Consider the following 26876-nt stretch of genomic DNA (forward strand, 5'->3'; position numbering starts at 1 on the left):
AAAATAACCAAATGAAAATCAATTAATTACGAATTATTTTATTTCTCATGTAACAAAACTTATACTGACTCGTCGTAATAATGTAAACGCCTAATAAACGTTTATAGACCAATCAAACAACCAAGTAATGACACAGGCAGATTTTACAAGCTTAGTGATGCCGTTTAAGGATAAAGTGTTTCGTTTAGCAAAACGATTACTAGTTTCTCGTGAAGAAGCTGAAGACGCGACGCAAGAAATACTTTTAAAGCTTTGGCGGAATAAAAAGAAAATTGGCGAGTACAAAAATATAGAAGCCTTTTCTATGACCATGACTAAGAATTTTTGTTTAGACCGTTTAAAGTCGAAGCAAGCGCAAAATCTTAAGATAGTGCACAGTAATTATCAAGATAACGGTCACTCGTCATTACAAACACAAATTGAAGCTAGAGATAGTGTTGACTGGGTCTCTAGTATTATTGAAAAATTACCAGAACAACAAAAAATTATAGTGCAGCTTAGAGATGTTGAGCAGTACGATTTTGCGGAGATAGCCAAAATGCTAGATATGAATGAAACCGCAATACGTGTTGCTTTGTCAAGGGCCAGAAAAACAATAAGAGAACAATTAAGCAATACACATAATTATGGAATTAAATAGTATTGAAAAGTTATTAGAAAAATACGACTTGGCAGAAACCACGTTGCAAGAAGAAGCAAAGTTGCGAGCATATTTTGCAAGTGATGATGTAGCAGCACATTTGGAGCATTACAAGCCAATGTTTCTATATTTTTCTAAAACGCAAAATGACACATTTACTAAGGAAGTAAATTTACTAGCGAGCACTAAAACAAAATCAAAATCAAAATTGTATCAATGGATTTCGGTTGCCGCAGTAGCAGTACTTATGTTAGGCATTACCATACCTAATTTGGTAAACAACGCGCCAAAAACCTTAGCAGACTACACACCTGAAGAGCAAGAAATGTATTTAAAAACAAAAAATGCTTTAACAATGTTGTCGGCTAACTTTAATAAAGGCGCATCTAGTATCAACGTATTAGACATGGCATCAGAAAATTTAAATGCAGGTATTTACAAAGCAAGTTTTGTAAGCCAATTCGGAAAAACAACCAATCAATTTATTAAATAATCAATCAAAAACAATGAACACAAAAACAATAAAAACAAGTATTATGAAAAGTAAAAATTTAATCTTAGCAGTGGCGTTTGTCTTAACATCAGCCTTCTCGTTTGCACAAGGCGTGTTTGATAAATTTGAAGACATCGAAGAAGTAACATCTGTTGTACTTAACCCAAAAATGTTTCAGATGTTAGCCACAATGGGAATTGACATCGAAGATAAAGAAACCCAAGAGTATGTAAATATGGCAAAAAGCATTACAAGTTTTAAAGTATTTGCTACAGGTGATGAAGCTATTTCTGCAGATATGAATAGTACTGTAAAACGTTACCTTAAAAGCTCATCTTTAGAAGAGTTAATGCGCATTAAAGATGGAGACCAATCTGTATTTTTCTATGTAAAAGAAGGTAAAGATGAAAACCACGTAAAAGAGCTTTTAATGTTTATTAGCGGATTGGGAGAAGTCACTAAAGGACAAGACATTGAGATTAACGGTAAAAAGCGCGAAGTTGAAACCGTAGTATTATCCTTAACTGGTGATATCGATTTACGTCAGATTTCTAAATTAACAAATCAGATGAATTTACCTGGTGGCGACCAACTTAAAAAAGCTGGCAAGAAAAACTAAGAATATGCACAATCAATCAATCAAAAAACTGACAATGTTAGTCTTAATTGTTACAGCTTTTTTAAGCTGTAACAATGGGCCAACATTACAAACATACTACGTAGACAACGAGTTGAAGCCAAATTTCACAACTTACGACGTGCCTGCAAGTTTTATAAATGTAGATGAAATTGAGCTAACAGACCAGCAAAAAAAAGCTTATAAATCTGTTGACAAGTTAAATGTATTACTTTTTAAAGCTGACGAGGCAAATTCAAAAGCTTATAATGAAGAACTTGCTAAATTAAAATCTATTCTTAAAGACAAGAAATACGATGAGCTAATGCGCGGCGGAAATTCTACCGATGGAAAATTTCTGGTAAAATTTCTTGGTGAAGTAGAAGCTATAGACGAGGTAATCATTTTAGGAAATGCTAATGATAAAGGTTTTGCTGTTGTTCGTATTTTAGGTGACGACATGAATGTTTCGGACTTAATGTCTCTACAAACAGTGATGGACAAAATTAAATTTGAAGATACAGACCTTACTGGTCTAACCGATTTTTTTAAATAACCTGACCGTTATTTAGAGGATTAAAATGTTAATCTAAATCGTCTTGAAGCTCGTCTTCAGGGCGATTTTTTGTTAGGCTTTTTTTAAATAAAATTACCGAAACTATGAGAGCTAATCCGCCGGTAAGTATAATTAATAAAATCTTTACAATAACATAATCTAGTATATCTAAAGTTCCAGAAATAAAAAACAATATCGTAATCATCCCAGCAATAGAGAGCGAAATTGTATTCTTATTTAATGGAAACCACAGCTTCATTATATACCTGTATAATTACTTGGTGAAATTGCTTTTAGTTCTGTTTTAATAACATCTGAGACTTCTAAGGTATCAATAAATTCTGAAATAGAAGTTTTTGTTATAGCAGTATTTGTTCGTGTTAATCCTTTTAAAGCTTCATAAGGGTTTGGATAATTCTCTCGTCTTAAAATGGTTTGGATAGCCTCAGCAACTACTGCCCAATTATTTTCTAAATCTTGTTCAAATTTAGATATATTCAATAATAATTTGTCTAAACCTTTTAGGGTTGAAGCAAATGCAATTAATGTATGCCCAAATGGAACACCAACGTTTCTTAACACTGTGCTATCTGTTAAATCACGTTGTAAGCGAGACACAGGAAGCTTTGCCGACAAATGCTCAAACAATGCATTGGCGATACCTAAGTTTCCTTCGCTATTTTCAAAATCTATGGGATTGACTTTGTGTGGCATTGCAGAACTACCAACTTCACCTTTTTTAATTTTTTGCTTAAAATAGTCCATAGACACATACGTCCATATATCTCTATCTAAATCTATAATTATAGTGTTGATACGTTTTAGGGCATCAAAAAGAGCTGCCATATGGTCGTAATGTTCAATTTGTGTTGTTGGGAAAGAGTGTTGTAAACCTAATTTTTCTTGCACAAAATTAGCTCCGAAAGCTTTCCAATCAATATTAGGATATGCCACATGGTGTGCATTAAAATTACCTGTAGCACCACCAAATTTTGCCGCGCTTGGTATATCGTTAAGCAAATTAAATTGCTCACTTAATCTTACTGCAAAGACCAAAATTTCTTTTCCTAATCGGGTAGGAGATGCTGGCTGACCGTGCGTTCTAGCTAACATTGGTATGTCTTTCCACTCTTCGGCTAAAGCTTCAATTTTTTCTAATACCCTAAGATAATTTGGAACGTAAACATCATTCATTGCATCTTTAATACTTAGCGGTATCGCGGTATTATTGATGTCTTGAGAGGTTAATCCAAAATGAATAAATTCTTTATAATCAGATAAGCCCAGAGCATCAAATTTTTCTTTGATGAAATATTCAACGGCTTTTACATCGTGGTTTGTTACTTTTTCAATGTGTTTGATGGCTGTTGCATCTGCTGATGAAAACTCAGTATAAATTTTACGTAAATCTTCAAATATGGTATCAGAAACACCTTTTAGTTGTGGCAATGGAATTTCGCAAAGGGCAATAAAATATTCAATCTCTACTAAAACACGATATTTTATAAGCGCTTCTTCAGAAAAATAATTACCTAGAGATTCAACTTTAGAGCGGTATCGACCGTCAATTGGAGAGATTGCATTCAGTGATGAAAGTGCCATATTTATTCAGAATTTTGAAAGCATCAAATATAACAAAGTCCTCTCAAAACACAGGAGATATTGAACAAGAGTTTTTAGAAATATGAAATCGTTTTTAATTTAAAACTTAGCTATTTCGCTTTTTAATTTTTTCTAAAATATGTCGTGTTCTTGCTTTATAACCTGCAGTTTGAGACGTGTAATCGCGTTGCATAATAGTTCTGAGTTCTGGATGAATCCAATTATATTCTGTGCCTAAATCATAAAGAATATTCATAGAATACGCTTTTACAGCTACTTTTTGTTCGGTAATCATCCAGTCGAAACAAGTTTCTGTAATTTGAGATTTGTGAGTTTGGGTAAGTGTTTGTCGAATTTCAGGATTCATTTTATTATAATACAAATCAATTAAAATTTCAATAATTTTTGCACAAGGTCTTATTGAAGAATCTAATTTTAATTCGGAAATATTTGAAATAAAAATATCGAAATAAGGCAAAATTATTTTATAGTTATCTTTGAAAGCAAACTCTAAAATCCAAGCTGCTCGAGGTGATATCTTTTTGTCATTTATAAAAAGCAAGTCAATTAAAGGCTCAACCAAGTTAATATCTTCCAAAACTCTATTGGCAAATTTTTGTCTGCTAGTTCTCAGTGCGCTAACACTTTTTAGTTCTTTGTATAGTTGGTCTTTTATCAAATTAGTTTTTAAAATTTATGACTTTTATAAAATGAATTTAATGAATTTCTGTCAAACAAATTTTTATCTAAAAAAAGTGAAAATATTTATTTAGAATTTTTCTAAATAATTTTTATTTCCAACTTGTGCGCCTTAATTTTGTAGTATCATATTAATTAAAAAACTTGGGTATAAAACGCATTATTTTTTTAGCTTTTACTTTAATGGTTTTTGGCACCATGATAGAGTTGCTGTTACTTGGGCATTACGAAGATGTGTACCAACTCATCCCAATAAGTTGTATTGCTTTAGTTATTATAATTTCAGCAATTTTATATTTTTTAAGAACTAAAGTGTTGAAACAAATTTTCAAGATTATATTAATAATTACCGCTATTAGTGGACTTTATGGTGCATATCTGCATTTGTCTTCAAATTTTGAATTTGAAATTGAAATGCAACCAACAGCTACAAATTTGGATTTAATTATCGAAAGTTTTACAGGCGCATTACCAGTTTTAGCACCATTTAGTATGGTAGTTTTAGCTTTAATAGGATATTCATATTTAATACTTATAAATCAAAATAAACCATGAAAAAAATTTCAAAATCAATAGTTGTATTCGCTTTAGCAGGAATGTGTTTTGTGTCTTGTAAAGATGAAAAAAAAGAAAAAGAAATAATTACGTATAACGTTGAAACGACTGAAAATCCATCAGAAGAAAAAGTAGCACCTATGTCTATTAAAACAGTTTTTAACGCTAATTTAGCAACAGAGGCAGATTTAAGCGCATTAGGATTAAACGCTGAGACTGTTTCTCAGATTGTAGAAAAAAGACCGTTTTTGAGCATGTTAGAGTTAGATGCTTTACTTCAAGTTGAAAACAAAGAGGAAGTTTACAAAACCTTGTTTGTTCCTTTTAATCTTAATACTACAGCAGAAGCTGACTTTATGATGATTCCTGGTGTTGGTAAAAAAATGGCTCACGAATTTGAAGAGTACAGACCTTACACTAGCGTTAAACAATTTAAAAGAGAAATTGGTAAATACGTTGATGAAGATGAGGTAAAACGTTACTTAAACTATGTGTTTGTTCCTGTAGAATTGAACACGGCTACAGAAGAAGATATTAAAGCTTTACCAGGAGTTGGCGATAAAATGGCTCATGAGTTCGAAGAATACAGACCTTACAAAAATATGGCTCAATTCAGAAAAGAAATTGGTAAATATGTAGACGATAATGAACTTAAGCGTTTAGAGCGTCTGGTATATTTAAAAGATAACTAACATTATAATTAATGCTTCACAAATTGTATTTTTTTGAAGTACGTAGTTTTCAAATAAAAGGTTGTTATGTCTCATAGCAACCTTTTAATTATTGGGTTTGTTTGGCCAGAACCTAGAAGTTCAGCAGCTGGAAGTCGTATGTTGCAGCTGATGCAGCAATTCCAAAAACAAGGCTTTAAAATTACTTTTGCTACGACTGCAAATGATAGTGAGAATGCGTTTGATTTAAATAAAATCGACATTAATATCGCTCAAATTAAAATTAACGACTCTTCATTTAATGATTTTGTAAGAGAATTAAATCCAGATGTCGTCCTCTTTGACCGATTTATGACCGAAGAACAATTTGGTTGGCGTGTGACTGAAGAATGTCCAAATGCATTAAAAATTTTAGATACTGAAGATTTTCACGGATTACGAAAGGGTAGAGCAGAAGCGCTAAAAAAAGGTGTTGAATTTTCTACAGAATATTTGCAAAACGATACTACAAAACGCGAAGTTGCCAGTATTTACAGAAGTGATTTAAGTTTAATTATTTCTGAAGCTGAAATGGAAATTCTCACAAATCAGTTTAAAATTGATAAATCCCTTTTACATTATTTGCCATTTTTAGAACAGTCTATTACTGAAGATGAAATCGCGAATTTACCAAGTTTTGAAGAAAGACAACATTTTATAAGCATTGGTAATTTTTTACACGCGCCAAATTATGATGCGGTTTTGTATCTGAAGAACTCTATTTGGCCATTAATCAAAAAAGAATTGCCAAAAGCAGAGCTTCATATTTTTGGAGCTTATGCATCTCAAAAAGTATTACAGCTTCATAATCAAAAAAACGGTTTTTTAATAAAAGGTTTTGTAGAAGATGTCAATGTTGCAATGCAAAATTCTAGAGTTCTTTTAGCACCATTACGTTTTGGTGCTGGTTTAAAAGGAAAACTCATCGATGCCATGAAAAACGGTACACCTTGTGCAATGTCTTCAATTGCAGCCGAAGGTATGTTTGGCGATTTAGAACCAAATGGAATAATAGTAGATGATGTAGAAGTTTTTGTGCAAAAAGCAGTTGATTTATATCAAAATGAAATGCTTTGGAATCAGAAACATTCAAACGGTTTCAAAATTCTAAATGAACGATTTAATGCTTTAAATTTTGAAGCTCAATTTCAAAATAAAATAATTTCGTTAAAAGATAATTTAAAAGTGCATCGTCAAGAGAATTTTATAGGTCAATTACTTTCTCATCATACTATGCAAAGCACCAAATACATGAGCAAGTGGATTGAGGAAAAGAATAAAAATAGTTAAATAGTTTTTTTACTTCATAATGTAAAGTATATTTGTCATTAAGTAAAAATAATTTTACTTAATATAAAATATATTTGTCATGAATTTAAAGAAGATACAAGAGTGCGAACGCACTAAAATTGAAAAGCTATCTCAATTTCGATTGCCTAATTATTGGAAAAACATAGGAATTATTCTCGCAGTGGTTTCAATAGTAGTTATGGTGGTTTCTAAATATACTATAGAAGAAAGACCTTTATATATTGTTGAAATTGGTAGACGTTTAATTCTACTTGGTTTAATAATTATCATTTTATCTAAAGAAAAAATTGAAGACGAAATGATAACCTCATTACGCGCCAAGTCATTGGTTCTAGCGTTTATTTTTGGTGTTGGTTATGCCTTAATTCAGCCATTAGCAGAGTTGATGGTTCATAATTTTGTGTATGACCCAAATCCTGAAAATACCTTCAGTTATTTTGAGATTCTGTTTTACATGATGTCTACTCAAATTTTGTTTTTTGAGGTCTTAAAACGCAATAGATAATGGAAAACACTATAAAAGTTGAACGCGCAATTTTAAGTCTAACTCAAGATGATTTAGCCAAAAAAATTGGTGTATCAAGACAAACTATAAATTCTATTGAGGCTAATAGATATGTGCCTTCAACAGTTTTGGCTTTAAAGTTATCTAAGGTCTTTTCAAAACCTGTAAACGAATTTTTTAAGCTTTCTAATGATGATTAAATTGGTGTTTTTATTTGTAATTTTTGTATTACAACTTTTGTTTTAAAACGGTAACTAATTTTTGAACACCAATAGTCGCAGATTCAGCAATCACAGTAACATCAGCGTTATGTATAACTGCTGGTTTTGGGTCAATATAAAAAATTGGAGTTTTAGGTTCTACAAAATTTATTAAACTTGCTGCTGGATAGACTTGCATGCTTGTTCCGATAATGACTAAAATATCAGCAGTTTCACAAATTTCAACAGCTTTTTCTATCATTGGTACATCTTCTCCGAACCAAACAATATGTGGCCTAAGTTGGTATCCGTTTTTGCATAAATCACCTAAAAAAATATCTTCTGTCCAAGATTGAATGTCTGCATAGTTTCCTGTACTTCGAATTTTTCGGAGTTCACCATGAAGGTGAAGCACGTTTGTACTACCTGCACGTTCGTGCAAGTCATCGACATTTTGCGTAACGATACTGACTTTAAATTGTTTTTCTAATTCTGCTAAAGTAAAATGCGCAGTGTTAGGCTCAACTTCTTTAAGTTGTTTACGACGCTTATTGTAAAAGTCTAAAACCAATTCAGGATTGTTTCTAAAACCTTGAGGTGAAGCAACTTCCATAACGTCATGGCCTTCCCAAAGTCCATCTGCGTCTCTAAAGGTCTTTATACCACTTTCGGCACTTATTCCCGCTCCTGTAAGTATAACGATGTGTTTTTTTGTTGACATTAGTTATATTTCCAATTGGTGTATGCTTCTGAAACTATTAGAGATTTGAGAACATTATCTCCTTGTTCATCAACAGATTCTAAAAACTCAGTTAATGCTGCCTTTTCAAAACCTTCTGCAATTAATTTTTCTATGATTTCAACAGCGTTATCAAATTGAGACTGGTAGGTAAAACTGCTAATTAAGCCAATATAACCTTCTGCTAGGTTAGGATAATTTTCAATCATATAGGCAAAATGTGAGTCGGCGTTTTTGTAATCTTGTTTTATTAAATATACGTTTGCTTTTAAAAGATTTAAAAAATCGTCATCAGTTTCAAACATCAATTTGTCGATATTTTCTATTGCTTTATTATAATTTTCTTTTATCAAATAATAATCGATTTGCTTCATATACAACGTTGGGTCGTTTGGATATAATTTTGCAAAATTTTCTAATTCTTTTTCATAAATGTCAGCGTCATAAGCGCTAGCAATATTTGCTTTAAGTATCAAAAAAAACTTTTCATTAGCAAAATCTCCTTCAATTTTTGAAATCATGTTGTAAGCCGATTTATAAAGGCCTGATTGATATAGTTTTTGCGCACTTGTAATTTTTAATATTGGAAATCCATCTTCTTTTTTAAACAATGGAGACTTTTCATTTTCTTTAGGTGCAGCCGCTTTTAATATTCTTCTAAATGTTTGGCTCAAATCTTCGCCAGATAAATAAATATAAATATCGTTAAACATTAATTTTTCTCCATCTGAGCAAACTTTATAATCGTGGTAATTAACACCAGTTTCTTCAGAATAAATTCTAAAACTCATAAAATAAGCTTGCTCAGGTACATTGTATTCATAATTGTAAAAATTATAGTAAGAACCTGCTTCTATTTCTTCAACAAAATTTTTGCTAAGTGTTTTTGCAGAATTTGACAAACCTTCGACAAATCCTTTTACAAAAGGGTCATTAGGATTAATGCTATCGTCCTTATAAATGTTTTTAATGAAAGCTTCAGTGTTAAAATTTTTATCAAATTTTTCGGTGCTAAGTTGGTTGAGTGATTCTTCAATTTCAGTACCTAAATCAATTATCTTTTTTACGGTTTCTTCGGACTGTTCAACAAGAGAACACAAACACTCTTTATTTTGTGCTGTTGAAAAAATTGATAATTGTAAAATAAGAATTGTACTAAAAAAACGGAATCTCATAAGAATATTTATATTTGATAAATATACTGTTTTATGCAAGATTTAAAACTTCTAAATTATCTTGAAAGCTATTTAACTCCAAATAGAATTAAACGTTTTAATGACGTTATAGCTCAGCGCACAAACCATTTTACCGTCGCAACCGAAGATGTTTATCAGCTACATAATACAAGCGCAGTTATGAGAACATGCGATGTTTTTGGAATACAACAATTAAATATTATTGAAGAGGTAAATTCTAAAAATATTGACCGCGAGATTGCGATGGGTGCACAAAAATGGGTAGATTTAAATCGTTACAATAGCGTTAAGTCTTGTGTAACGGATTTAAAATTAAAAGGATATCAAATTGTAGCTACAACGCCTCACACAAATGACTGCGAGTTGATGGATTTTGATATCACTCAAAAATCTTGTTTTTTCTTCGGCCGCGAAACTGAAGGACTATCAGATTATGTTTTAGAACATGCAGATAGTTATCTAAAGATACCAATGGTAGGTTTTACCGAAAGTTTAAACATATCAGTTTCCGCAGCAATAATTTTACAACACGTTACTTCAAAACTTCGAAAATCTAATATCGATTGGCAACTTAACGAAGCCGAAAAAATTAATAAACGATTTGATTGGATAAAGAAAACCATCAAAAACTACGATGCCATCGTGGAGCACTATATTGAAAATGATTTTTAACTCAAGAAAACGCAATAAAGAAGAAGAATTTTAGCTTTTGTTTCTTTTGCGTTCATTATTACGGTTAAGAACTTTGTATTCTTCGTAACATTCGCTAATCGCATCTAAAACCTGAAGGTCATTTGCTGTACGAATAAAATCACGAGAATAGTTACATTGGTTAACTATTTCGTCTAAATCGTATTTATCTACTTGAAGTAAAACCGTAAGCATTTCACGGTCAAAACGCTTAGATAATTGATTTCGAATTTCATCATCCTTTTTCATGTCCTTGAGCTTCCGCATTTGGTTTGGATTTTTTCCAAACATCTTGTAAAGGAAATCTGCAGGATTAAAAATGGCACCCAACACTTTATTGACAACGTTAGTTTGTCCGCCTTCATAACCTTGATTTGGAATACCAGAAATTCGGTAACGGTTGTTGCTCGTTATAGGGATTTGTTTTATATCAACTTCTAAATAACCTGTAAGTTGTAATTGATTGACAACCACTTCTTCTAAGGCTAAAGCCTCATCAGTCATTTCTATTTCGGTGTTTCCAAATTTTATCCAGTCGTTAGTAACTCTAACCTTAATAGACTTGTAGCCTAAATAGGATAGGTGTAGAGTATCGTTAACTTTTGCTCTAATATCAAAAATACCATCGTCATTTGTTGTTGTGCCAATGACTTGATTTAAGTTTACAATATTAACTTCAGCCAGCGGTGATTTTGTAGTGCTGCTTATGATGGTAGCTTGTACGCGCGTAGGCTCGTTTGAGTCCTCTTGGGCAAACCCAAGAAAACTCATTAATAAAAGTATAAAGACGGCGTATAATCTCATGAAATCATTTAACAATTCAAAGGTACTAAACAAAACGCATAATCTCGATTTATGTTTTAGATTTGACTAAATATTAACAAGAATATTACAAAAAAGCCTAGAAATATATTTCTAGGCTTTTTAATAATTTAGTCTCTTCTGCGTGAGCGTCTCGGTCTATCAGAACCAGAAAAGCTTTCTGATTTTTCAGAGCGTCTTCCTCTTGGTTTATCTTCTGAGCATCTACTTCTGCGTTCGCTTCGTTTTCCGCTGTCGTCGCTACTTCGTCTAGAGCGTCTTTCGCCACGAGGTTTATCATCAAAACGACGTTTTCCGCGTCCACCGCCATCACGGCGACGACTACCGCCACTTCTACCTTTATCTTCTGACACTTCTACGTTAACAAAACGTCCGTCGTATTTAAAATCGGTAAAGAATGTCAATACCTTTTCTTGGTTTTCTTTTTCAGTATTGAAGAAAGAGAAGCTGTCTTTTACGTCAACTTTAAAAACATCATCACGACCAAGGTCTAATTGTTCTTTTAAGAAATCTTTTAGCTTCATCCAATCGTAACCATCTTTACGACCAACATTAATAAAGTAACGTGTATCGTTAGATGATTTTCCGTAATCTCTGCCTTCACCACCACGAGATTCTACTGTACCTAAATCTTTAGCTTTTTCGTAATAATTGTGGAAACGGTTAAATTCCACACTAAAGAATTTTTTGATTAAGTCTTCTTTTGAAGTATCTTCAAATAATTCGTTAATGCTATCTAAATACTTGTCTATTTCGTTACCAGTTTTGGTATTATGTATTTTATTAGCAAGCGACATTAACTGAACTTCTGTTATTTCTGCTCCACTTGGTATATCTTTTTTCTCAAACTCCTTCTTAATGATGCGTTCGATGCTTTTGATTTTTCTCAATTCACTTTTAGAAACGATAACCATGGACACACCAGTGTTACCAGCACGTCCAGTTCGACCACTTCGGTGTGTGTAGGTTTCAATCTCATCTGGTAATTGGTAATTGATAACGTGTGTAATGTTATCTACATCAATACCACGAGCAGCAACATCTGTTGCTACTAGCATTTGTATTTGCTTGTTACGGAAGGACTTCATGACCAAATCTCGCTGGTTCTGACTTAAATCGCCATGTAAAGCACCTGCGCTATAACCACTTTCAATTAAATTTTCGGCTACTTTTTGTGTGTCACGTTTTGTTCTACAGAATATTACAGAAAATATATCTGGATTTGCATCTGCCAGACGTTTTAATGCATTGTATCTGTCACGAGCGTTTACCAAATAATATTCGTGTGACACGTTGCTTGTACTTTCATTTTTATTACCAACGGTAATTTCAATTGGGTCGTACATAAATTTTTTGGCGATGGTTGCAACTTCTCTTGGCATTGTCGCAGAGAATAACCACGTGCTTTTGTCTTCTGGTGTATGAGACAAAATATCTGTAATGTCTTCATAAAAACCCATATTAAGCATTTCATCGGCTTCGTCTAAAACGCTGTATTGAATTTTAGAAATATCAACCAATTTACGGCTAATCATATCTTTCATACGACCAGGTGTTGCTACAATAATTTGTGCGCCACGTTTTACTTGGCGTGCTTGATCAGTGATACTTGCACCACCATAAATGGCAGTGACGTTTAACCCGTTACAATATTTTCCGTATTGCTTAAGTTCGTTGGTGATTTGCAAACAAAGCTCACGCGTTGGTGATAAAATAAGACCTTGTGTAGTGCGGCTATCGATGTCAATTTTCTGTAACATCGGAAAACCAAATGCGGCTGTTTTACCAGTTCCTGTTTGTGCTAGCGCAACTAAGTCGCGTTCTTCTTCTAATAATAATGGGATTGCTTGTGCTTGGACTTCACTAGGTGTAGTAAAACCCATGTCTGTAATTGCACTCAAAAGGTCTTTATTAAGACCGAGTTCTTGGAATGTGCTCATTCTTTTTTGTAAGTATTCGATTATGTTATGTGGTGTTACATAAGCGCGAATCGACATACTTAACCTAAGACGCTTGTAACACATCCTCACTCTGAGGAATCTAATGAAACTCAATTTTTATAAGTTCGCAGCGCGAAATCAAAGTTTAATTAAATTAATTCCGAAATCATTTCAGAATTTAAAATTTAACTATTTGCGTTTCAGCGTGCAAAGATACACTTTTATTTGACTTTAGCAGCTGGTGGTATTTTTTTGGTGCGCTTAATGGGTTCGTATATGGTTTGTTGAGTTTTTTAAGTACTTAATTTAGCAAATAGAAATCGAATAGAAAATCCGCTGGAATTTTTGTAAGTAGGCTAGAACTTGCAATGAATTATACAGGTTATTAGCTACAGCATTTCCATACTTCTACATTTTATAATTCCACCGATATAAGTCATATAAACATCAGGAAAATCTTGATTTGGAAACTTATCTTTCAAATAATTCAATTTTACAGTCTTTTGTTCACTTATTTCAATTTCATAATCTTTACTGTTATTATCTCTAAAGGAGATAAATTGAATAGTTGTATTTGGTGGTCTTAAATCAATATTTTGACCAATATCTAATGTTAACCATACTTTTTTATTACATAAATCTAAAGCCGAAGACAATCCATTAAATATCCTTAAATTACCTAATTTTGGTTTGCCATTAGAATCTTTGGTATTTACAAACAAACGAAATGATTGTTCTTTATTTCCAGTATTTTCAATTCTGTAATGAAAATGACTAATATCATTCTCCAATGATAGAACATCACTATAGTTCCAAAAGAAAACTGCTTTGTGAGATTCTTCAATTTTGTACGGATTATCGCCTAAACTAAGACCTAATTGTATTTTTTTGTTATCAAATAAATTTTGAAGTGCTAAATTGTATTTTCCGTATTGTAGTTGATGTTCATGCGCAGAGAATTTTTTAATGTCTTTTGGCTTCCTTTCATCAACTTTAAATTGACTTCTTATTTCAGGTAAAAACTCTTGAAAAGTTGAAGCCTTCAATTTAATTATAAGTCCAGTGAGAAATAATTCACTTGGTATAGGATACTTTAATCGCAAAAGTTCTTTTTTGGTCAATTCCTTTAATTCTAAAACATCTTTGGATATTTTAGTTGATGCTTTAGTTGATTCAGATTTAAGATTGTCCAAAGAATCTTTGATTGTATTGCCTCTGTAAATAAGTATTAATAGTAATAGTATTAAAGATCCAGTTGTTATTAAGGCTACTAAACTACCTTCAGTGAATAAAATTTTAACAATTTGAGCCGAGTAGTATTTCCAGTTTTCAACATTATTTTCTTGAATATTATTACATAGAATCACAATGTTTTCGCTTAAACTTATCGCTGTTAATTCTCTCAAAAAGAATACAACACAAACATATAAGATGCTTAATAATGACTTTCTTCTAAAAATATAGTCAATAATTCTTTTTTGAAGATATCTATTCATAATGCAGCTAACTTAAAAGATATGATTCATTTTAACACTTCGACTCCGCTCAGCAACAGAACTATATCAATAGTTAAGCGAAGTTAGTTTTTTAATAGTTAAAAATCAATAGATTAAGTAATTGAGATGTCTAACGTTTATTAACACGTGTTATAATTTATTCAAAAAGTCAATTAATTGTTGCACCGCTTTTCCACGATGACTAATCTTATTTTTTTCTTCCAATGAGATTTCTGCAAAGGTTTTATTAAAACCTTCAGCTTTAAAAACCGGGTCATAGCCAAAACCTTTTTCACCGTTTTTTTCTTTGGTGATTTCACCTTTACAAATACCTGTAAAAGTTTTCAATTCGCCATTAAGGTGTAAAGCAATTACGGTTTTAAAATGTGCTTTTCGGTTAGACTCTTTTTTTAGATTAAATAACAACTTATCCATGTTGGCATTAGCGTCTCGTTTTGGACCAGCGTAAAACGCAGTATCAACACCAGGTTCGTCATTAAGCGATTCAACTTCTAAACCTGTGTCATCTGCAAAGCAGTCATAGCCGTAATGTTTAACTAAATATTCCGCTTTTTGTTTGGCATTACCTTCAACTGTTCCCGTTGTTTCAGGAATTTCTTCGTAACATCCAATGTCCTTTAAACTCAATAATTGTATATGTTTTGGTACTAAAGATTGTACTTCTTTAAGTTTGTTAAGATTGTTTGTCGCGAATACGAGTTTCATATTAAAATTAAAAGTTAAAAAATGAAAGTTTAATTATCACAGCTTATAATCCTGAATAATATCTTTGAGTCTAATTTTTAAATCCTCACCAGAGTCAAAAACCATTTGCTCATTAGTAGGAAAAGGAATCGGACGATTACGTAACAGATTTCTGTCGTCAGGGGTTAATGCGCGTCTGTCGCCTCTAAAAGTGGCATAAAAATGTTCAAAAATAAAACCGCTATCTAAATTAAATTGCTCTATAATTTCGTTTGATTTTAAGTCTGTCAAAACAACGTTTGCTAGCATTTCAGATTGTTTAAGTTGCTGTGTTTCAAAAAGTCGTGCTCTAACATCAATGATTTTGTCAATTTTAATGTCATTACCTAAACTATCTTTTGCTACGTTTCCATTTGCGTCTAATTGATATTCCCAACCATCGGTAATGCGTTGTTGGCGTAAAATTTCGCGCTCACGTAATTGTTCTGGTGAAATAATAATACGTGCCAATTGCAATTGCATTGCGTAATCATACTTAATTTCAGGAGCTTGATTGGCGTGATATTCTGTCCAAAATTGGTCTAAACCATAGGTGTCAAAATCCAACAAAGCATCTTCTAATCGTCTTGGGATGACTTGATTGGTTTTATTTTCAATAGCCACAATGACGTAAGCTGTGCCACGATTATGCGCATCTTGCATTAGATTTCGTGTTTGCTTATAATTGGGATTGATATCCTTAATGTATGCCAAAGTATTATAAGCATCTCTAATTTGGAATTTATCAGATGTTTGTAATAAAGTTTCACTTTGTTTGTACAAATAGTCTGAAACGTTTTCTCTAGCTGATGCAATTTTGCTAGAAAAATCAATATTTTTAAAAAACACATCTCTACCTCTAACGCTTAAGGGTAACAACGGTTTAACTGCATTCTGCCTTGCATCAAGCGCGATGTAAGTTTCATAAACACGCTTATAATTTTCTGGATTGTTACTCGCTTTTAAACTTTTAATTGCATTTATATCTCGCGCATTAGCTTTATCATAAGCATCTTTTAAAAGTAAAATATAATCTTGTTTTCGTTTTGCCTCTTTATTAGAACTTAACTTTTTAATTGCTGTTGCAATCGCTTCATTATAATTGCCAGATGTTAATGCGCGTTCTACCTTTTTCTTAGAGCCACAAGACGCTAAAAATATAACTGTTACGAATAATAGAGTAATTTTTTTCATAATCGTAAGTTTTAAGCTTTCATTAAAGCAATTTCAATTCTTGTGCCAAATGTAAAAAGTCCTGCATAATTGCAAGACTTTTTATTGAAAATTAATATTTAATAATTACTTTTTCTTCGGTTCAAAAACAGGTAATAATTGTGTTTTTACAGAACCAAAACCAATACGTACGTCGTCATTTTTACAAAAACCACGCATGATAACAGTATCATAATCATTAATAAATTTACGCTCAGAACCATCTCGAAGCTTAAGTGGTTTTGTGCCTTTCCAGGTTAATTCTAACATGGAACCATAAGAATCTTCAGTTGGGCCAGAAATGGTTCCGCTTCCCATCATATCTCCAGAATTTACAGGGCAACCATTTACCGTATGGTGCGCTAATTGTTGAGACATGTTCCAATACATATACTTAAAGTTAGATTTGCAAACCGTAGTTTCTTTAGCGCCTTTTGGCATTATTGAAGCTTCTAGATTTATATCAAAACTCTTTTTTCCTTTAGATTGAAGATAAGGTAATGGTTTTGGGTCTTGTTTAGGACTCTCAACTCTAAATGGCTCTAAAGCATCTAAAGTTACAATCCATGGCGACATTGATGATGCAAAGTTTTTTCCTAAAAATGGACCAAGTGGCACATATTCCCATTTTTGAATATCTCTTGCTGACCAATCGTTGAATAGTACCAGTCCAAAAATATATTCTTCTGCTTCTGAAATAGGAATTGGTTCTCCCAAATCATTAGCGTCTGTAGTAATGAATGCCATTTCCAACTCAAAATCTACCAATTTTGATGGGCCAAAAACGGGTTTTGTAGCATCAGCTGGCATGGTTTGTCCTTGTGGTCTATGTATAGGAATACCTGAAGGAATTATAGAAGAACTTCTACCATGATAGCCAACTGGTAAATGTAACCAATTAGGCATTAAAGCATTTTCTGGGTCACGAAACATTGAACCAACATTTGTTGCATGCTCTTTACTCGCGTAAAAATCAGTATAATCTCCAACAAAAATCGGAAGCTGCATTTCTATCTCATCAAGGCGAAATAAAATTGTTTCCTTATGCGCCGTATTGTTTTTTAAAATTGAATTTTCAGCATCAAAAATTTCAGCAATTCGGTTTCTTACCAATCGCCATGTTTTACGACCATCGGCTATAAAATCATTCAACGTATCTTGAAGAAAAATATCGTCCGTTAACGGAATGCCTTCAAAATAACCCAACTGATGTAAAGCGCCTAGGTCTATAGCTGTATCGCCAATTCTAGTACCAATAGTTATGATATCGTCTTTGGTTAAAAATACACCAAATGGTATATTTTGAATAGGAAAATCAGAATCTTTATTAACGTGTAACCACGAAGTACGGTCAGGATTATTTGCTGAAAGAGGCATAAGTGTTGTGTTGATTAAATGTTGATTATTTACTTTCAAATCTACACGTTTTTTCAAATTAAAACTAATGTTATTCGTATTTTTGAAATTCATTTAACACCTCATTAACGATATGCAACGCGACGAACAAATATTTGAATTAATTGAAGCTGAAAGAGAACGTCAAACTGACGGAATTGAACTGATTGCTTCTGAAAATTTTACAAGTCCACAAGTCATGGAAGCTTGCGGTTCTGTTTTAACAAATAAATATGCCGAAGGTTATCCAGGCAAGCGTTATTACGGTGGTTGCGAAGTTGTTGATGAAGTAGAGACTATTGCCATTGACCGTGCAAAAACTTTATTTGGTGCGGCTTATGCCAACGTACAACCACACTCAGGCAGTCAGGCAAATACTGCTGTTTTTCATGCCTGCATTAAGCCTGGTGACACTATTTTAGGTTTTGATTTGTCTCATGGTGGACATTTAACACACGGTTCGCCAGTAAATTTTTCTGGTCGTTTATATAATCCTACATTTTACGGCGTAAAAAAAGATACAGGCTTAATAGATTACGAAATGTTATCGGACGTGGCCGAAAAAGAAAAACCAAAATTAATTATTGCTGGAGCCTCAGCTTATTCTCGCGATATAGATTTCGCCAAGTTTAGAGAAGTTGCTGATAATGTGGGTGCTATTTTGTTAGCTGATATTTCGCATCCTTCAGGATTAATTGCAAAAGGGATTTTAAATGACCCAATGCCACATTGCCACGTAGTAACTACGACAACACATAAAACCTTACGTGGACCACGCGGCGGACTAATAATGATGGGTGAAAATATTGACAATCCATTCGGTTTAAAATTAAAAAACGGAAATCTGCGTAAGATGTCTGGATTACTAGACTCTGGAATTTTCCCTGGTAATCAAGGTGGTCCATTGATGCATACTATAGCAGCTAAAGCCATTGCTTTTGGTGAATGTTTAACGGATGACTTTTTACATTACATGCTACAAGTTAAAGCCAATGCAGATGCAATGGCTAAAGCTTTTGTAGCTAAAGATTACAACCTTATTTCTGGCGGAACTGACAACCACATGATGCTTATAGACCTAAGGAACAAAGACATCACAGGAAAAGCTGCCGAGCAAGCGCTTGTAAAAGCAGATATTACTGTGAATAAAAACATGGTGCCGTTTGATACCGAAAGTCCGTTTATAACCTCAGGAATTAGAGTTGGTACACCAGCAATTACCACTCGCGGACTCAAAGAAGACGACATGGCTTACGTCGTCGATTTAATCGATGAGGTTTTAACCAATCACGAAAACGAAACTGTTCTCAAAGCTGTTGCCGAAAAAGTGAATAAACTTATGAGCGGAAGACCTTTGTTTAATGGATAGATAGTTGACGGCTGAGCTCAGTCGAAGCCAAGTCACATAAATATAGAAAGCCTTTCAATTGAATTTTTGAAGGACTTTTTTAATGTGTAAAATAATTATGGCGTTACCAAGACATGCCAAAAGCATTGTCTTGGTCGCGCTTTTGGTAGTCGCTATCAAAGATGAGCTCCAACAAAACCTCAACTGCGAAACAATCACGATTTCTTTCTAAATATAAACGATGAGTAATCGCTAACGCGCTTACTCGGACGGCAGAGCAAGCTGATTATTGAAATATATTAGTTGCCTAACATAGAATCAATTTTAGTATTCCATATTTCTTGTTTTTCTAATATTGAGCCGTGATAGGTTTCTTCGTCATATAATTCATCAGTTTTAACTTGAATTCCAGAAAAATGTTCAACTATGTTTTCGGATTCATCTGCACTATGAAAATAGTTTGAACTTATACTATCCAATATTTTAATGCGGAATGCTTCTCTAATATCAAAATGTCCTTGCTCATGTTTTAAAAGTAATTTAGAGCCTAATTCACTTTTAATTTCTTTTTTCCAAGATTTATAAGGATTCATATAGCTCCCAATTACAATCTTTGGAAAATTATAAACTCTATTAATTTTGTACTGATATCCATTAGAAATAATTGCGTCAGCAAAATAGTTTTCATCAGGCACACCTTTGAAGTTTTTCCACTCAAGGCTTCCTGTGTATGGTACTTTTTCGTGATTAAAAGAGTCAAGAATCAATTTATTTGGAATTAAAAGCATAATTATGTTCAAAGCGATTAAACTTTTTAAAATAAAAGATTTTTTATTTTCAGAACTACTTTGGTACTTTTTGTATATAAATATGCTGAATGTTATTAAAATTAAGTGTAAAATTATGTTGTATAATCTAAAGTCAATTTTAAAGCTGATGAACAAAAATAAAAGGGCTGAAAATAGAGAAACTGTGCAAGTCTTAGAATATTCAAAAGTTCTGAATAAATGATGAATTACATAAAAAACAGGGATAAAAATTATAGTTAGTGAATCCAAAGGAAAATTAACTAGCCTAAAAAATATCGGTATGAGTATCCAAATGCTTAAAAAGATTATAATATGCTTAAGGCCTTTTTTGTTCATTGGTTAGTCATCCAAAACCACACTTTCATAAGCACCAGCATCTGGCATCGCCGTACGAGAAGTACCCAATAAATCAAAAGGGACTTGGCTAGCAAAAGGATTTGCTCCAATACCATTTGCTCCAGAATCTTCACCAATATTCATTAGATTATCAAAAGGTGCTTTAAAATCTGGGTCTTCGTTAAAAATGTTGTTTTCGTAAAATGTTGCATCAGAAAAGATATAGTTTTCTGAGCCTTCTAAATTCTGATTATCAAATCGTAATAGGCAATTGGTAAACTTAAAGTTGAAATCGGTGCCTTGTTGGTCTAATATAAATTCAGGATTATCATTTCCGTAAATGATACAGTTATTAAAATTAGCTTCAGTCAACGGATTTGTGCCGATTGTACTTTCGTCAACTTGTGTGAAATCGTTTAGCAATAAGGCAGGAAATTGTCTAAAACTATTGTTCCAATAATTGGCAATGGTGCAATGCGTAAAGTTGTATTTTCCGCCCACAGTACCTGCAAAAGAAGATTGCCCTGAGTTATTTATTACTACATTTTCTGCAGTAATGCTTGTTGCACGACCTAAAATACCAAATGAACTTGTATTGTAAATTTGAGAGTTTGTAATTGTCAATTTATCAGTTGGTGCATCATCGTTGCCTTCAACCAAAATTCCAATTGTTGCGTTTTTAATTGTGGCGTAATTAATACTGTTGTTTGTACTGCCGTTAAAGAGGTAAATCGTTCCCCATTGACCAGGAACATCAGAAAAAATTGGCTCTAATCGGTCACCTTCAATAATTACTTCATTTTCTAAAAGGTCTTGGTCTGCACTTGCTGTTCCATTGATATTTAAAGTAGAATTATTAGTAATTAACAATCCAGAATCGGCATGAAAATGTAATCGTGCTCCAGCTTCAATAGTTAGTGTTTCTCCTTCTGGTGTTGCGGCATAACCGTAAATAACGTAAGGTTTTTCGTTGGTAAAGTTTAATTCGGTATTATCTAAAAAACGACCTGGAAGTGAAGTTTCATCTACAATACCATCACCATCAACATCGAAATTTAAATTTTCAAACACGGTGCTATTTCCTTGAAAATCGGGATAAATAAACACAGCATCTCTAACCAATGTCACTAAATCTACATCTTGTTGGTTACTGCCAGCATCAAATAAAATACGGTCTGTATATAAAAACTCGTTGTCCATTGACGGCTGAGTTGATATATCTATTGTGGTTTCGATAAAGATGAATAAACTATCGTTGGCTAGTAATTCAACATTTTCAAAAATTTTGCCTTCTTGCGGTGTGCCTTCGTCTCCTGTTCCACCATCAACATTTAATCTATAAAAAGAGTTAATGCCACGTTCTAATTGTATGGTCGGAATAACAATATCTTCATCACTACGATTATAAACTTTTAGGTTATACGTACTAGAACCAATGTTGTTGAAAACGGTGTCTAAATAAACAGTATCTCTAGCGAATTCTAGATTTCCTGTGCTTGGAGAAAATTCAAAATCATTACGACAAGAACTCCAAAAAATCAGCAATCCAAAACAAACAAAAAAGTATAAGAGGCGCTTCATAAAATGAAAATAGTTTAGAGGTTAAAAATATAACTTTTCAAATTATGATTTAGTATCTCACCTTCAATTCTTGTTTTTTACTTCTTCCTCAGCCATTTCAACAATAAGAAGAAATTCTTGGCTATAGGTCGTAAAATCATTAAGCAGTTGTAAACGTTGGTTATAATTAAGTTTTGATTCTGGGATTTGTTTTTCTTCCAAAAATTCGTAAAACAGCGAATGGTATTTTTCTGGAATATTTAAATCTGAAGTCAGCATTTTTTTTGTAAAAAAATTGTTTTTTTCAAAGAGCAATTCGTATTGCTTGTAGCTAAGCGTGTTTGGGATTTCTACTTTTTTCTTTTTAAAAAGTTTACCGATAAGTTTAGCAACATAAATAAAATCAAGTCCGTATTTTGGAGCAGGAGTATACTTTTGCGGTTCTTTCTTTTTATCAATGGCAATTATCTCTTTAAGGTTTGCATTAAAGGCAGCTTTTCCAAAAAGTTTTTCTTTGGTTTTACCTTTAACATTGACTTCATCGAGTTCGTTTATAATTTTTTGCAATTCAAAAACATAAGTACCTTCAAAATATTTAGGTTTTACGATACTAAAAATAGGTTTGTAAAATATAGATTGAAATGAGAGCGTATCTCCAATATTTGCTTTAAGTTGAAATTCGCCTTGCTCATTAGTTTTAGTTAATATTTTTTTTGAAATATTTAAAACCTTAACGCCGCTGACTCTAGCTTCGGCATCGTATACAATTCCAGATACGTCTTGCGAAGTTGAAAGTTGAGCTACTAGAATAGAAGCGAGTAGAAGTCCTTTTTTTAACATGATTGATAGTTAGGTAAACTGCAATAAAGCTTTTTTTATTTAAGTGCAGTCTCAAATTAAAAAAACTTTAACCTAAGACTTTGTTAATTAAAAAGTGTTGCTATTTGTGGAGTAATTCGTGTGGGACGTTTGGTTTTCATGTCCATAAAACACCATTTGGTTTCTGAAGAAATGATAAGCTTTTCGTCTTTAAAAATTTCAACTTTACGAACAGAAATCACGCCTTCGGAAGATTCTACAAAGGTCTTAACGATTAAGCTATCGCCAAGAAATGCTTGCCCTTTATACTCAATAGTGTGTTTTACTAAAACCCAGAAATAGTTTTCTAAAATTGAATCGGAAGCGTTTTGAAGCCAATGTGCTTCAGCAATATCCTGTACCCATTGCACGTAAGTGACATTATTCACGTGATTAAGCTGGTCTAAATCAGATTCTGAAACTATTATTTCTTTAGTGAAAATCTGCAATTTCTACTTCTTAAAAACACGTACCTCAAACAACTTATCCCAGCGTTTTCCTGTAACAAAAAGCGTTTCGGTCTCAGGATTGTAAGCAATGCCGTTAAGTACATTGTCGTTAGATGAGTAATTTGCAATTTGTTCTGTTAATGGCGTAAAATCGATAACAGCTTCTGTAGCACCATTTTCAGGATTTACAATGGCAACACCTGTATTTTCGTAAATGTTGGCGTAGATTTTTCCGTTAACCCATTCCAATTCATTTAAACGACCAAGTTTTCCTTTGTTGGTATAAACTTCAATTTTGTCATCTTCGGTAAATGTGTTTGTATTGAGTGTCCAAACTTGTTCGGTTCCGTCAGATTTATAGAGATTTTTACCATCGTTACACAAACCCCAACCTTCTTTACTTTGATTGTATCTAAAGATGCCAAGTTTTTCAAATGTGTTAGCATCGTAGATAATTCCTGTGTCGGCTTGCCAAGTCAATTGGTAAATCTTATCATTTAGAATGGTTAAACCTTCAGCAAAATAGCCGTTTTTTAAATCGATACTCTTTAATACTTCTCCAGTTTTGTAATCGACTTTTCGCAATTTAGATTCGCCAAACTGTCCTGTGCTTTCGTATAATTCGCCTTTATAAAACTCTAAACCTTGCGTGTAAGATGTTGGGTCGTGCGGATAAGTGTTTATAATTTCAAAAGTGTACAATTCTGGTCGTTTATCGTTTAAAACAATAAGTTTACTTTCAGCAATTATGGTATCATTTCCTGAAATGACTTCAGCAACTAAGTCTTGCTTGCCGAGTTTTACATTCTTCAAACTTAAATTTTCTGAAACTTTTTCGCCTTCTAATAAGTATGTAATAGAATTTATAGAAACGCCATCAGGATTGTTAAGTGATAATTTTACGCTCTCTCCAACAATTGCCGTATTGTTTTTTGCTGAGGTCTTTATGCTAAGCTGAGGTTTTTCGCTTCCGCAATTCAATAAAAAAACCGCTAAACTTGTGAAAATTATATGTTTAATTCTAATCATAATATCAATTGAATTTGCTGCAAGATATTTATAAAAAATAGGATTAAAAAAATATTGTGAAAGTATTAAAAGGTTGTATCTTTGCAGCCGGCAAGTCCTACACAACCAGCTCCTGTTGAATCCTCCAGGTCGGGAACGAAGCAAAGGTAAATGGTCGTAGCGGTGTGATGTAGGTAGCTTGCCTTTTTTTGTACCCAAAAGTCAAGGTTTTCTTCTAATAACTTTAGTTTTTGGAATTTGTATTTTAGCACCACTGAATTTAATTACATTATGTCTAAAGTTGTTTTAATTACTGGCGGTTCTTCAGGAATAGGAAAATCAATTGGTGAGTACCTTTCTAATAAAAACTATACTGTTTATGGTACAAGCCGAAATCCTGATAATTATTCTGATAGTAAATTTCCATTAGTCGCTTTAGATGTAACAAAGCAAGAAACCATTACAAGTTGTGTTGCCAAAGTTTTAGAAAAAGAAGGCCGATTAGACGTGTTAATCAATAACGCAGGTGCTGGAATTACTGGTCCGATGGAAGAAATTCCTGATGAAGAAATAAAACGAAATTTCGAAACCAATTTATTCGGTCCAATAAACGTCATAAAAGCCGTTTTACCAACCATGCGAGAGCAAAAATCAGGTTTGGTGATTAACATTACATCGATTGCTGGTTATATGGGTTTACCGTATCGTGGTGTTTACAGCGCCAGCAAAGGTGCTTTAGAATTGGTGACGGAAGCTTTTAGAATGGAATTAAAAGCGTTTAATGTGCAGATGTGTAATTTGGCGCCGGGCGATTTTGCAACCAATATTGCTGCGGGTCGTTATCATGCGCCAGTTTTAAGCGGTTCGGCTTATGAGAAAAGTTATAGTGAGTCTTTAAAAACCATGGACGCGCACGTTGATGAAGGTGGAAATCCTGATGACGTTGCTAAAGTGATTGCAAAAATTATTGAAACGAAACATCCTAAAATTCATTATAAAGTTGGAGCATTTATGCAAAAATTTTCTGTGGTTTTAAAACGAATTCTTCCAGATAAGATGTACGAAAAATTACTAATGAATCATTACAATCTTTAGCATTTGGTATGTTTTTTGTGAATAGAGATTTTAAACCTTTGATCATGAAATCAAATTACATCAAATTAGTATTACTTCTTTTAATTACTGTCTTCTCCTGTGATAATGCGCTAGAATGTGCCTTTGGTATTGACCCAGAAATCAATGAAAATTCTGTTGCCAATGCGCAATTAGATCAAGAGTATTTTCAACTAATAACCGCTGAGGTAGATAATGCCGCCAATGATAATGCTTACGATTATTTCTTTAGAATTGAAGGCGATATTCCTGCGGGAATTGATATTTTCTTCTATCCCAGAGAAATAGAATTTTCTGGTCGCCCAATAGAAACTGGTCGTTTTAATTTTAGAGTCTTTTTATCTGTTGAACGTTTCGATTTTGAAACAGGTTTTTATGACCGAAGTCCAACATGCTCAAACGAAGTGAGTAAGAATTTTACTATTGAAGTTTTTGAGTAATCTTCAAAGTTTGGCATGCGAAAGAACATTTTATCTTAAAATTTGATACAAAATTGTAATTTTTTAGCTGTTAACGAATAGTGAATTACTTTTCATTTTTATTAAACCGAAACGTATTCAATTATTGTAACTTGCATCAAAATTGAAACTCAACAATTCAAACTTAACTTTTATGAAATTTTTTATCGATACAGCCAATCTTGAGCAGATTAAAGAAGCACAAGACATGGGTATTTTAGATGGTGTAACCACCAATCCGTCTTTGATGGCAAAAGAAGGCATTACAGGCCATGACAATATTATGAAACATTACGTAGACATATGCAATATTGTAGATGGCGATGTTTCTGCAGAAGTTATTGCAACAGATTTTGATGGTATGATAAGAGAAGGCGAAGCTTTGGCTGAACTACATGACCAAATCGTGGTAAAATTGCCAATGATAAAAGATGGTGTAAAAGCTTGTAAATATTTTTCAGATAGAGGAATTAAGACCAATGTAACTTTAGTGTTTTCTCCAGGTCAAGCCTTATTAGCAGCGAAAGCTGGCGCAACATATGTGTCTCCATTTATTGGGCGTTTAGATGATATTTCTACTGATGGTTTAAACCTAATTGCAGAGATTCGTCATATATATGATAACTATGCCTTTGAAACTGAAATATTAGCAGCTTCAGTACGTCATACAATGCATGTTATTGATTGTGCTAAATTAGGTGCGGATGTCATGACTGGACCTTTAAGCTCTATCTCTGGATTGTTAAAACATCCATTAACAGATATTGGTTTAGAAAAGTTTTTAGCGGATTACAAAAAAGGAAATTAAGAGTATAA

At 32.9% G+C, this 26876-nt stretch carries 30 protein-coding genes and 1 other RNA gene; 15 read left to right on the forward strand and 16 right to left on the reverse strand.

Annotated elements, in window-relative coordinates:
* Positions 1–127: 127 nt before the first annotated feature.
* From ACFQ1Q_RS13375 to ACFQ1Q_RS13390, 4 genes are read left to right on the forward strand one after another with little or no spacing between them, the layout of a single operon-like run.
* A complete protein-coding gene (locus ACFQ1Q_RS13375) occupies positions 128–640 on the forward strand; it encodes an RNA polymerase sigma factor (RefSeq protein WP_386132488.1) in 513 nt (170 codons plus the stop codon).
* A complete protein-coding gene (locus ACFQ1Q_RS13380) occupies positions 627–1133 on the forward strand; it encodes a hypothetical protein (RefSeq protein ID WP_386132490.1) in 507 nt (168 codons plus the stop codon). The genes ACFQ1Q_RS13375 and ACFQ1Q_RS13380 overlap by 14 nt, the downstream gene beginning before the upstream one ends.
* A gap of 43 nt (positions 1134–1176) precedes the next feature.
* A complete protein-coding gene (locus ACFQ1Q_RS13385; RefSeq protein ID WP_386132493.1) occupies positions 1177–1752 on the forward strand; it encodes a DUF4252 domain-containing protein in 576 nt (191 codons plus the stop codon).
* A gap of 34 nt (positions 1753–1786) precedes the next feature.
* Positions 1787–2305, forward strand: coding sequence for a DUF4252 domain-containing protein (locus tag ACFQ1Q_RS13390; protein WP_386132496.1), 519 nt, complete (start codon positions 1787–1789; stop codon positions 2303–2305).
* A 28-nt stretch (positions 2306–2333) separates the two neighbouring features.
* On the opposite strand, the gene ACFQ1Q_RS13395 is transcribed toward ACFQ1Q_RS13390, so the two are convergent.
* The 3 genes from ACFQ1Q_RS13395 to ACFQ1Q_RS13405 all read right to left on the reverse strand — a co-directional run bounded on the left by ACFQ1Q_RS13395 (position 2334) and on the right by ACFQ1Q_RS13405 (position 4586).
* The gene (locus tag ACFQ1Q_RS13395) at positions 2334–2564 is read right to left on the reverse strand and encodes a hypothetical protein (protein ID WP_386132498.1); all 231 of its coding nucleotides are present in this window, start codon (positions 2562–2564) and stop codon (positions 2334–2336) included.
* Complete coding sequence (purB, locus tag ACFQ1Q_RS13400) at positions 2564–3907, reverse strand: adenylosuccinate lyase (protein ID WP_386132501.1); 1344 nt, start codon at positions 3905–3907, stop codon at positions 2564–2566. Before purB ends, ACFQ1Q_RS13395 begins: the two co-directional genes overlap by 1 nt.
* A gap of 106 nt (positions 3908–4013) precedes the next feature.
* On the reverse strand, positions 4014–4586 hold the full coding sequence (locus ACFQ1Q_RS13405; protein ID WP_386132504.1) for an adenylosuccinate lyase: 573 nt from the start codon (positions 4584–4586) through the stop codon (positions 4014–4016).
* A gap of 164 nt (positions 4587–4750) precedes the next feature.
* Between ACFQ1Q_RS13405 and ACFQ1Q_RS13410 the strand changes: the two genes are divergently transcribed.
* From ACFQ1Q_RS13410 to ACFQ1Q_RS13430, 5 genes are all read left to right on the forward strand, one after another.
* Entirely contained in the window at positions 4751–5161 is a 411-nt protein-coding gene (locus ACFQ1Q_RS13410) for a hypothetical protein (protein WP_386132506.1), read from the forward strand.
* A complete protein-coding gene (locus ACFQ1Q_RS13415; protein ID WP_386132509.1) occupies positions 5158–5853 on the forward strand; it encodes a helix-hairpin-helix domain-containing protein in 696 nt (231 codons plus the stop codon). Before ACFQ1Q_RS13410 ends, ACFQ1Q_RS13415 begins: the two co-directional genes overlap by 4 nt.
* 66 nt (positions 5854–5919) lie before the next feature.
* Entirely contained in the window at positions 5920–7161 is a 1242-nt protein-coding gene (locus ACFQ1Q_RS13420; protein ID WP_386132512.1) for a glycosyltransferase family 4 protein, read from the forward strand.
* A gap of 79 nt (positions 7162–7240) precedes the next feature.
* Positions 7241–7687: a hypothetical protein gene (locus ACFQ1Q_RS13425; protein WP_386132515.1), complete on the forward strand. Its 447-nt coding sequence runs from the start codon at positions 7241–7243 to the stop codon at positions 7685–7687.
* Positions 7687–7887 carry a helix-turn-helix transcriptional regulator gene (locus tag ACFQ1Q_RS13430; protein ID WP_386132518.1) on the forward strand — a complete coding sequence of 67 codons (201 nt, stop codon included), beginning with the start codon at positions 7687–7689 and terminating at the stop codon, positions 7885–7887. Before ACFQ1Q_RS13425 ends, ACFQ1Q_RS13430 begins: the two co-directional genes overlap by 1 nt.
* Positions 7888–7915: 28 nt before the next feature.
* On the opposite strand, the gene ACFQ1Q_RS13435 is transcribed toward ACFQ1Q_RS13430, so the two are convergent.
* Together ACFQ1Q_RS13435 and ACFQ1Q_RS13440 are read right to left on the reverse strand one after the other, a co-directional pair.
* Positions 7916–8608 (reverse strand): SIR2 family NAD-dependent protein deacylase, encoded by a 693-nt coding sequence (locus tag ACFQ1Q_RS13435; protein WP_386132521.1) that lies wholly within the window; start codon positions 8606–8608, stop codon positions 7916–7918.
* Positions 8608–9801 (reverse strand): tetratricopeptide repeat protein, encoded by a 1194-nt coding sequence (locus ACFQ1Q_RS13440; protein WP_386132524.1) that lies wholly within the window; start codon positions 9799–9801, stop codon positions 8608–8610. The genes ACFQ1Q_RS13435 and ACFQ1Q_RS13440 overlap by 1 nt, the downstream gene beginning before the upstream one ends.
* Before the next feature lie 33 nt (positions 9802–9834).
* Here ACFQ1Q_RS13440 and ACFQ1Q_RS13445 point away from each other — a divergent pair, with 33 nt between their 5' ends.
* On the forward strand, positions 9835–10494 hold the full coding sequence (locus ACFQ1Q_RS13445; protein ID WP_386132527.1) for a TrmH family RNA methyltransferase: 660 nt from the start codon (positions 9835–9837) through the stop codon (positions 10492–10494).
* Positions 10495–10524: 30 nt separating this feature from the next.
* On the opposite strand, the gene ACFQ1Q_RS13450 is transcribed toward ACFQ1Q_RS13445, so the two are convergent.
* The 6 genes from ACFQ1Q_RS13450 to fahA all read right to left on the reverse strand — a co-directional run bounded on the left by ACFQ1Q_RS13450 (position 10525) and on the right by fahA (position 18103).
* On the reverse strand, positions 10525–11316 hold the full coding sequence (locus ACFQ1Q_RS13450) for a carboxypeptidase-like regulatory domain-containing protein (protein ID WP_386132530.1): 792 nt from the start codon (positions 11314–11316) through the stop codon (positions 10525–10527).
* Positions 11317–11444: 128 nt separating this feature from the next.
* Positions 11445–13274 (reverse strand): DEAD/DEAH box helicase, encoded by a 1830-nt coding sequence (locus ACFQ1Q_RS13455; protein WP_386132533.1) that lies wholly within the window; start codon positions 13272–13274, stop codon positions 11445–11447.
* A gap of 389 nt (positions 13275–13663) precedes the next feature.
* Positions 13664–14770 (reverse strand): hypothetical protein, encoded by a 1107-nt coding sequence (locus tag ACFQ1Q_RS13460; protein ID WP_386132536.1) that lies wholly within the window; start codon positions 14768–14770, stop codon positions 13664–13666.
* A gap of 150 nt (positions 14771–14920) precedes the next feature.
* Positions 14921–15496 carry a non-canonical purine NTP diphosphatase gene (locus ACFQ1Q_RS13465; protein WP_386132538.1) on the reverse strand — a complete coding sequence of 192 codons (576 nt, stop codon included), beginning with the start codon at positions 15494–15496 and terminating at the stop codon, positions 14921–14923.
* 36 nt (positions 15497–15532) lie between these two features.
* The gene (locus tag ACFQ1Q_RS13470; protein WP_386132540.1) at positions 15533–16708 is read right to left on the reverse strand and encodes a hypothetical protein; all 1176 of its coding nucleotides are present in this window, start codon (positions 16706–16708) and stop codon (positions 15533–15535) included.
* 105 nt (positions 16709–16813) lie between these two features.
* Positions 16814–18103, reverse strand: coding sequence for a fumarylacetoacetase (gene fahA / locus ACFQ1Q_RS13475; protein ID WP_386132684.1), 1290 nt, complete (start codon positions 18101–18103; stop codon positions 16814–16816).
* A gap of 112 nt (positions 18104–18215) precedes the next feature.
* Here fahA and ACFQ1Q_RS13480 point away from each other — a divergent pair, with 112 nt between their 5' ends.
* A complete protein-coding gene (locus ACFQ1Q_RS13480) occupies positions 18216–19490 on the forward strand; it encodes a serine hydroxymethyltransferase (RefSeq protein ID WP_386132542.1) in 1275 nt (424 codons plus the stop codon).
* 278 nt (positions 19491–19768) lie between these two features.
* Here the strand turns inward: ACFQ1Q_RS13480 and ACFQ1Q_RS13485 are convergent, their stop codons facing one another.
* From ACFQ1Q_RS13485 to ACFQ1Q_RS13505, 5 genes are all read right to left on the reverse strand, one after another.
* The gene (locus tag ACFQ1Q_RS13485; RefSeq protein WP_386132545.1) at positions 19769–20257 is read right to left on the reverse strand and encodes a hypothetical protein; all 489 of its coding nucleotides are present in this window, start codon (positions 20255–20257) and stop codon (positions 19769–19771) included.
* 360 nt (positions 20258–20617) lie between these two features.
* Positions 20618–22195, reverse strand: a complete 1578-nt coding sequence (locus tag ACFQ1Q_RS13490) for a hypothetical protein (RefSeq protein WP_386132548.1) — start codon at positions 22193–22195, stop codon at positions 20618–20620.
* A 63-nt stretch (positions 22196–22258) separates the two neighbouring features.
* Entirely contained in the window at positions 22259–23014 is a 756-nt protein-coding gene (locus ACFQ1Q_RS13495) for a hypothetical protein (RefSeq protein ID WP_386132551.1), read from the reverse strand.
* A gap of 83 nt (positions 23015–23097) precedes the next feature.
* Entirely contained in the window at positions 23098–23481 is a 384-nt protein-coding gene (locus ACFQ1Q_RS13500) for an acyl-CoA thioesterase (protein ID WP_386132553.1), read from the reverse strand.
* A gap of 3 nt (positions 23482–23484) precedes the next feature.
* Entirely contained in the window at positions 23485–24510 is a 1026-nt protein-coding gene (locus ACFQ1Q_RS13505; protein ID WP_386132555.1) for a glutaminyl-peptide cyclotransferase, read from the reverse strand.
* A gap of 88 nt (positions 24511–24598) precedes the next feature.
* On the opposite strand from ACFQ1Q_RS13505, the gene ffs reads away from it, so the two are divergent.
* The 4 genes from ffs (at position 24599) to fsa (ending at position 26868) form a co-directional block, all read left to right on the forward strand.
* Positions 24599–24697: signal recognition particle sRNA small type (gene ffs / locus ACFQ1Q_RS13510), an RNA gene on the forward strand.
* A gap of 83 nt (positions 24698–24780) precedes the next feature.
* Positions 24781–25584, forward strand: coding sequence for an SDR family oxidoreductase (locus tag ACFQ1Q_RS13515; RefSeq protein ID WP_386132558.1), 804 nt, complete (start codon positions 24781–24783; stop codon positions 25582–25584).
* A gap of 44 nt (positions 25585–25628) precedes the next feature.
* Positions 25629–26042, forward strand: a complete 414-nt coding sequence (locus ACFQ1Q_RS13520) for a hypothetical protein (RefSeq protein ID WP_386132561.1) — start codon at positions 25629–25631, stop codon at positions 26040–26042.
* A 172-nt stretch (positions 26043–26214) separates the two neighbouring features.
* Positions 26215–26868, forward strand: coding sequence for a fructose-6-phosphate aldolase (fsa, locus tag ACFQ1Q_RS13525; RefSeq protein WP_386132564.1), 654 nt, complete (start codon positions 26215–26217; stop codon positions 26866–26868).
* Positions 26869–26876 lie beyond the last annotated feature (8 nt).

Source organism: Winogradskyella litorisediminis (genome assembly GCF_042675765.1).
In the GTDB taxonomy this organism is placed as follows: domain Bacteria; phylum Bacteroidota; class Bacteroidia; order Flavobacteriales; family Flavobacteriaceae; genus Winogradskyella; species Winogradskyella litorisediminis.

Coding starts and splice junctions, on each gene's coding strand:
- ACFQ1Q_RS13445 (WP_386132527.1), top strand. CDS start 9,835: ATGCAAGATTTAAAACTTCTAAATTATCTTGAAAGCTATTTAACTCCA.
- fahA (WP_386132684.1), bottom strand. CDS start 18,103: ATGCCTCTTTCAGCAAATAATCCTGACCGTACTTCGTGGTTACACGTT.
- ACFQ1Q_RS13455 (WP_386132533.1), bottom strand. CDS start 13,274: ATGAGCACATTCCAAGAACTCGGTCTTAATAAAGACCTTTTGAGTGCA.
- ACFQ1Q_RS13395 (WP_386132498.1), bottom strand. CDS start 2,564: ATGAAGCTGTGGTTTCCATTAAATAAGAATACAATTTCGCTCTCTATT.
- ACFQ1Q_RS13465 (WP_386132538.1), bottom strand. CDS start 15,496: ATGAAACTCGTATTCGCGACAAACAATCTTAACAAACTTAAAGAAGTA.
- ACFQ1Q_RS13495 (WP_386132551.1), bottom strand. CDS start 23,014: ATGTTAAAAAAAGGACTTCTACTCGCTTCTATTCTAGTAGCTCAACTT.
- ACFQ1Q_RS13430 (WP_386132518.1), top strand. CDS start 7,687: ATGGAAAACACTATAAAAGTTGAACGCGCAATTTTAAGTCTAACTCAA.
- ACFQ1Q_RS13385 (WP_386132493.1), top strand. CDS start 1,177: ATGAAAAGTAAAAATTTAATCTTAGCAGTGGCGTTTGTCTTAACATCA.
- ACFQ1Q_RS13490 (WP_386132548.1), bottom strand. CDS start 22,195: ATGAAGCGCCTCTTATACTTTTTTGTTTGTTTTGGATTGCTGATTTTT.
- ACFQ1Q_RS13480 (WP_386132542.1), top strand. CDS start 18,216: ATGCAACGCGACGAACAAATATTTGAATTAATTGAAGCTGAAAGAGAA.
- ACFQ1Q_RS13425 (WP_386132515.1), top strand. CDS start 7,241: ATGAATTTAAAGAAGATACAAGAGTGCGAACGCACTAAAATTGAAAAG.
- ACFQ1Q_RS13415 (WP_386132509.1), top strand. CDS start 5,158: ATGAAAAAAATTTCAAAATCAATAGTTGTATTCGCTTTAGCAGGAATG.
- ACFQ1Q_RS13460 (WP_386132536.1), bottom strand. CDS start 14,770: ATGAATAGATATCTTCAAAAAAGAATTATTGACTATATTTTTAGAAGA.
- ACFQ1Q_RS13485 (WP_386132545.1), bottom strand. CDS start 20,257: ATGCTTTTAATTCCAAATAAATTGATTCTTGACTCTTTTAATCACGAA.
- ACFQ1Q_RS13505 (WP_386132555.1), bottom strand. CDS start 24,510: ATGATTAGAATTAAACATATAATTTTCACAAGTTTAGCGGTTTTTTTA.
- ACFQ1Q_RS13450 (WP_386132530.1), bottom strand. CDS start 11,316: ATGAGATTATACGCCGTCTTTATACTTTTATTAATGAGTTTTCTTGGG.
- fsa (WP_386132564.1), top strand. CDS start 26,215: ATGAAATTTTTTATCGATACAGCCAATCTTGAGCAGATTAAAGAAGCA.
- ACFQ1Q_RS13520 (WP_386132561.1), top strand. CDS start 25,629: ATGAAATCAAATTACATCAAATTAGTATTACTTCTTTTAATTACTGTC.
- ACFQ1Q_RS13435 (WP_386132521.1), bottom strand. CDS start 8,608: ATGTCAACAAAAAAACACATCGTTATACTTACAGGAGCGGGAATAAGT.
- ACFQ1Q_RS13420 (WP_386132512.1), top strand. CDS start 5,920: ATGTCTCATAGCAACCTTTTAATTATTGGGTTTGTTTGGCCAGAACCT.
- ACFQ1Q_RS13515 (WP_386132558.1), top strand. CDS start 24,781: ATGTCTAAAGTTGTTTTAATTACTGGCGGTTCTTCAGGAATAGGAAAA.
- ACFQ1Q_RS13470 (WP_386132540.1), bottom strand. CDS start 16,708: ATGAAAAAAATTACTCTATTATTCGTAACAGTTATATTTTTAGCGTCT.
- ACFQ1Q_RS13380 (WP_386132490.1), top strand. CDS start 627: ATGGAATTAAATAGTATTGAAAAGTTATTAGAAAAATACGACTTGGCA.
- purB (WP_386132501.1), bottom strand. CDS start 3,907: ATGGCACTTTCATCACTGAATGCAATCTCTCCAATTGACGGTCGATAC.
- ACFQ1Q_RS13440 (WP_386132524.1), bottom strand. CDS start 9,801: ATGAGATTCCGTTTTTTTAGTACAATTCTTATTTTACAATTATCAATT.
- ACFQ1Q_RS13375 (WP_386132488.1), top strand. CDS start 128: ATGACACAGGCAGATTTTACAAGCTTAGTGATGCCGTTTAAGGATAAA.
- ACFQ1Q_RS13390 (WP_386132496.1), top strand. CDS start 1,787: ATGTTAGTCTTAATTGTTACAGCTTTTTTAAGCTGTAACAATGGGCCA.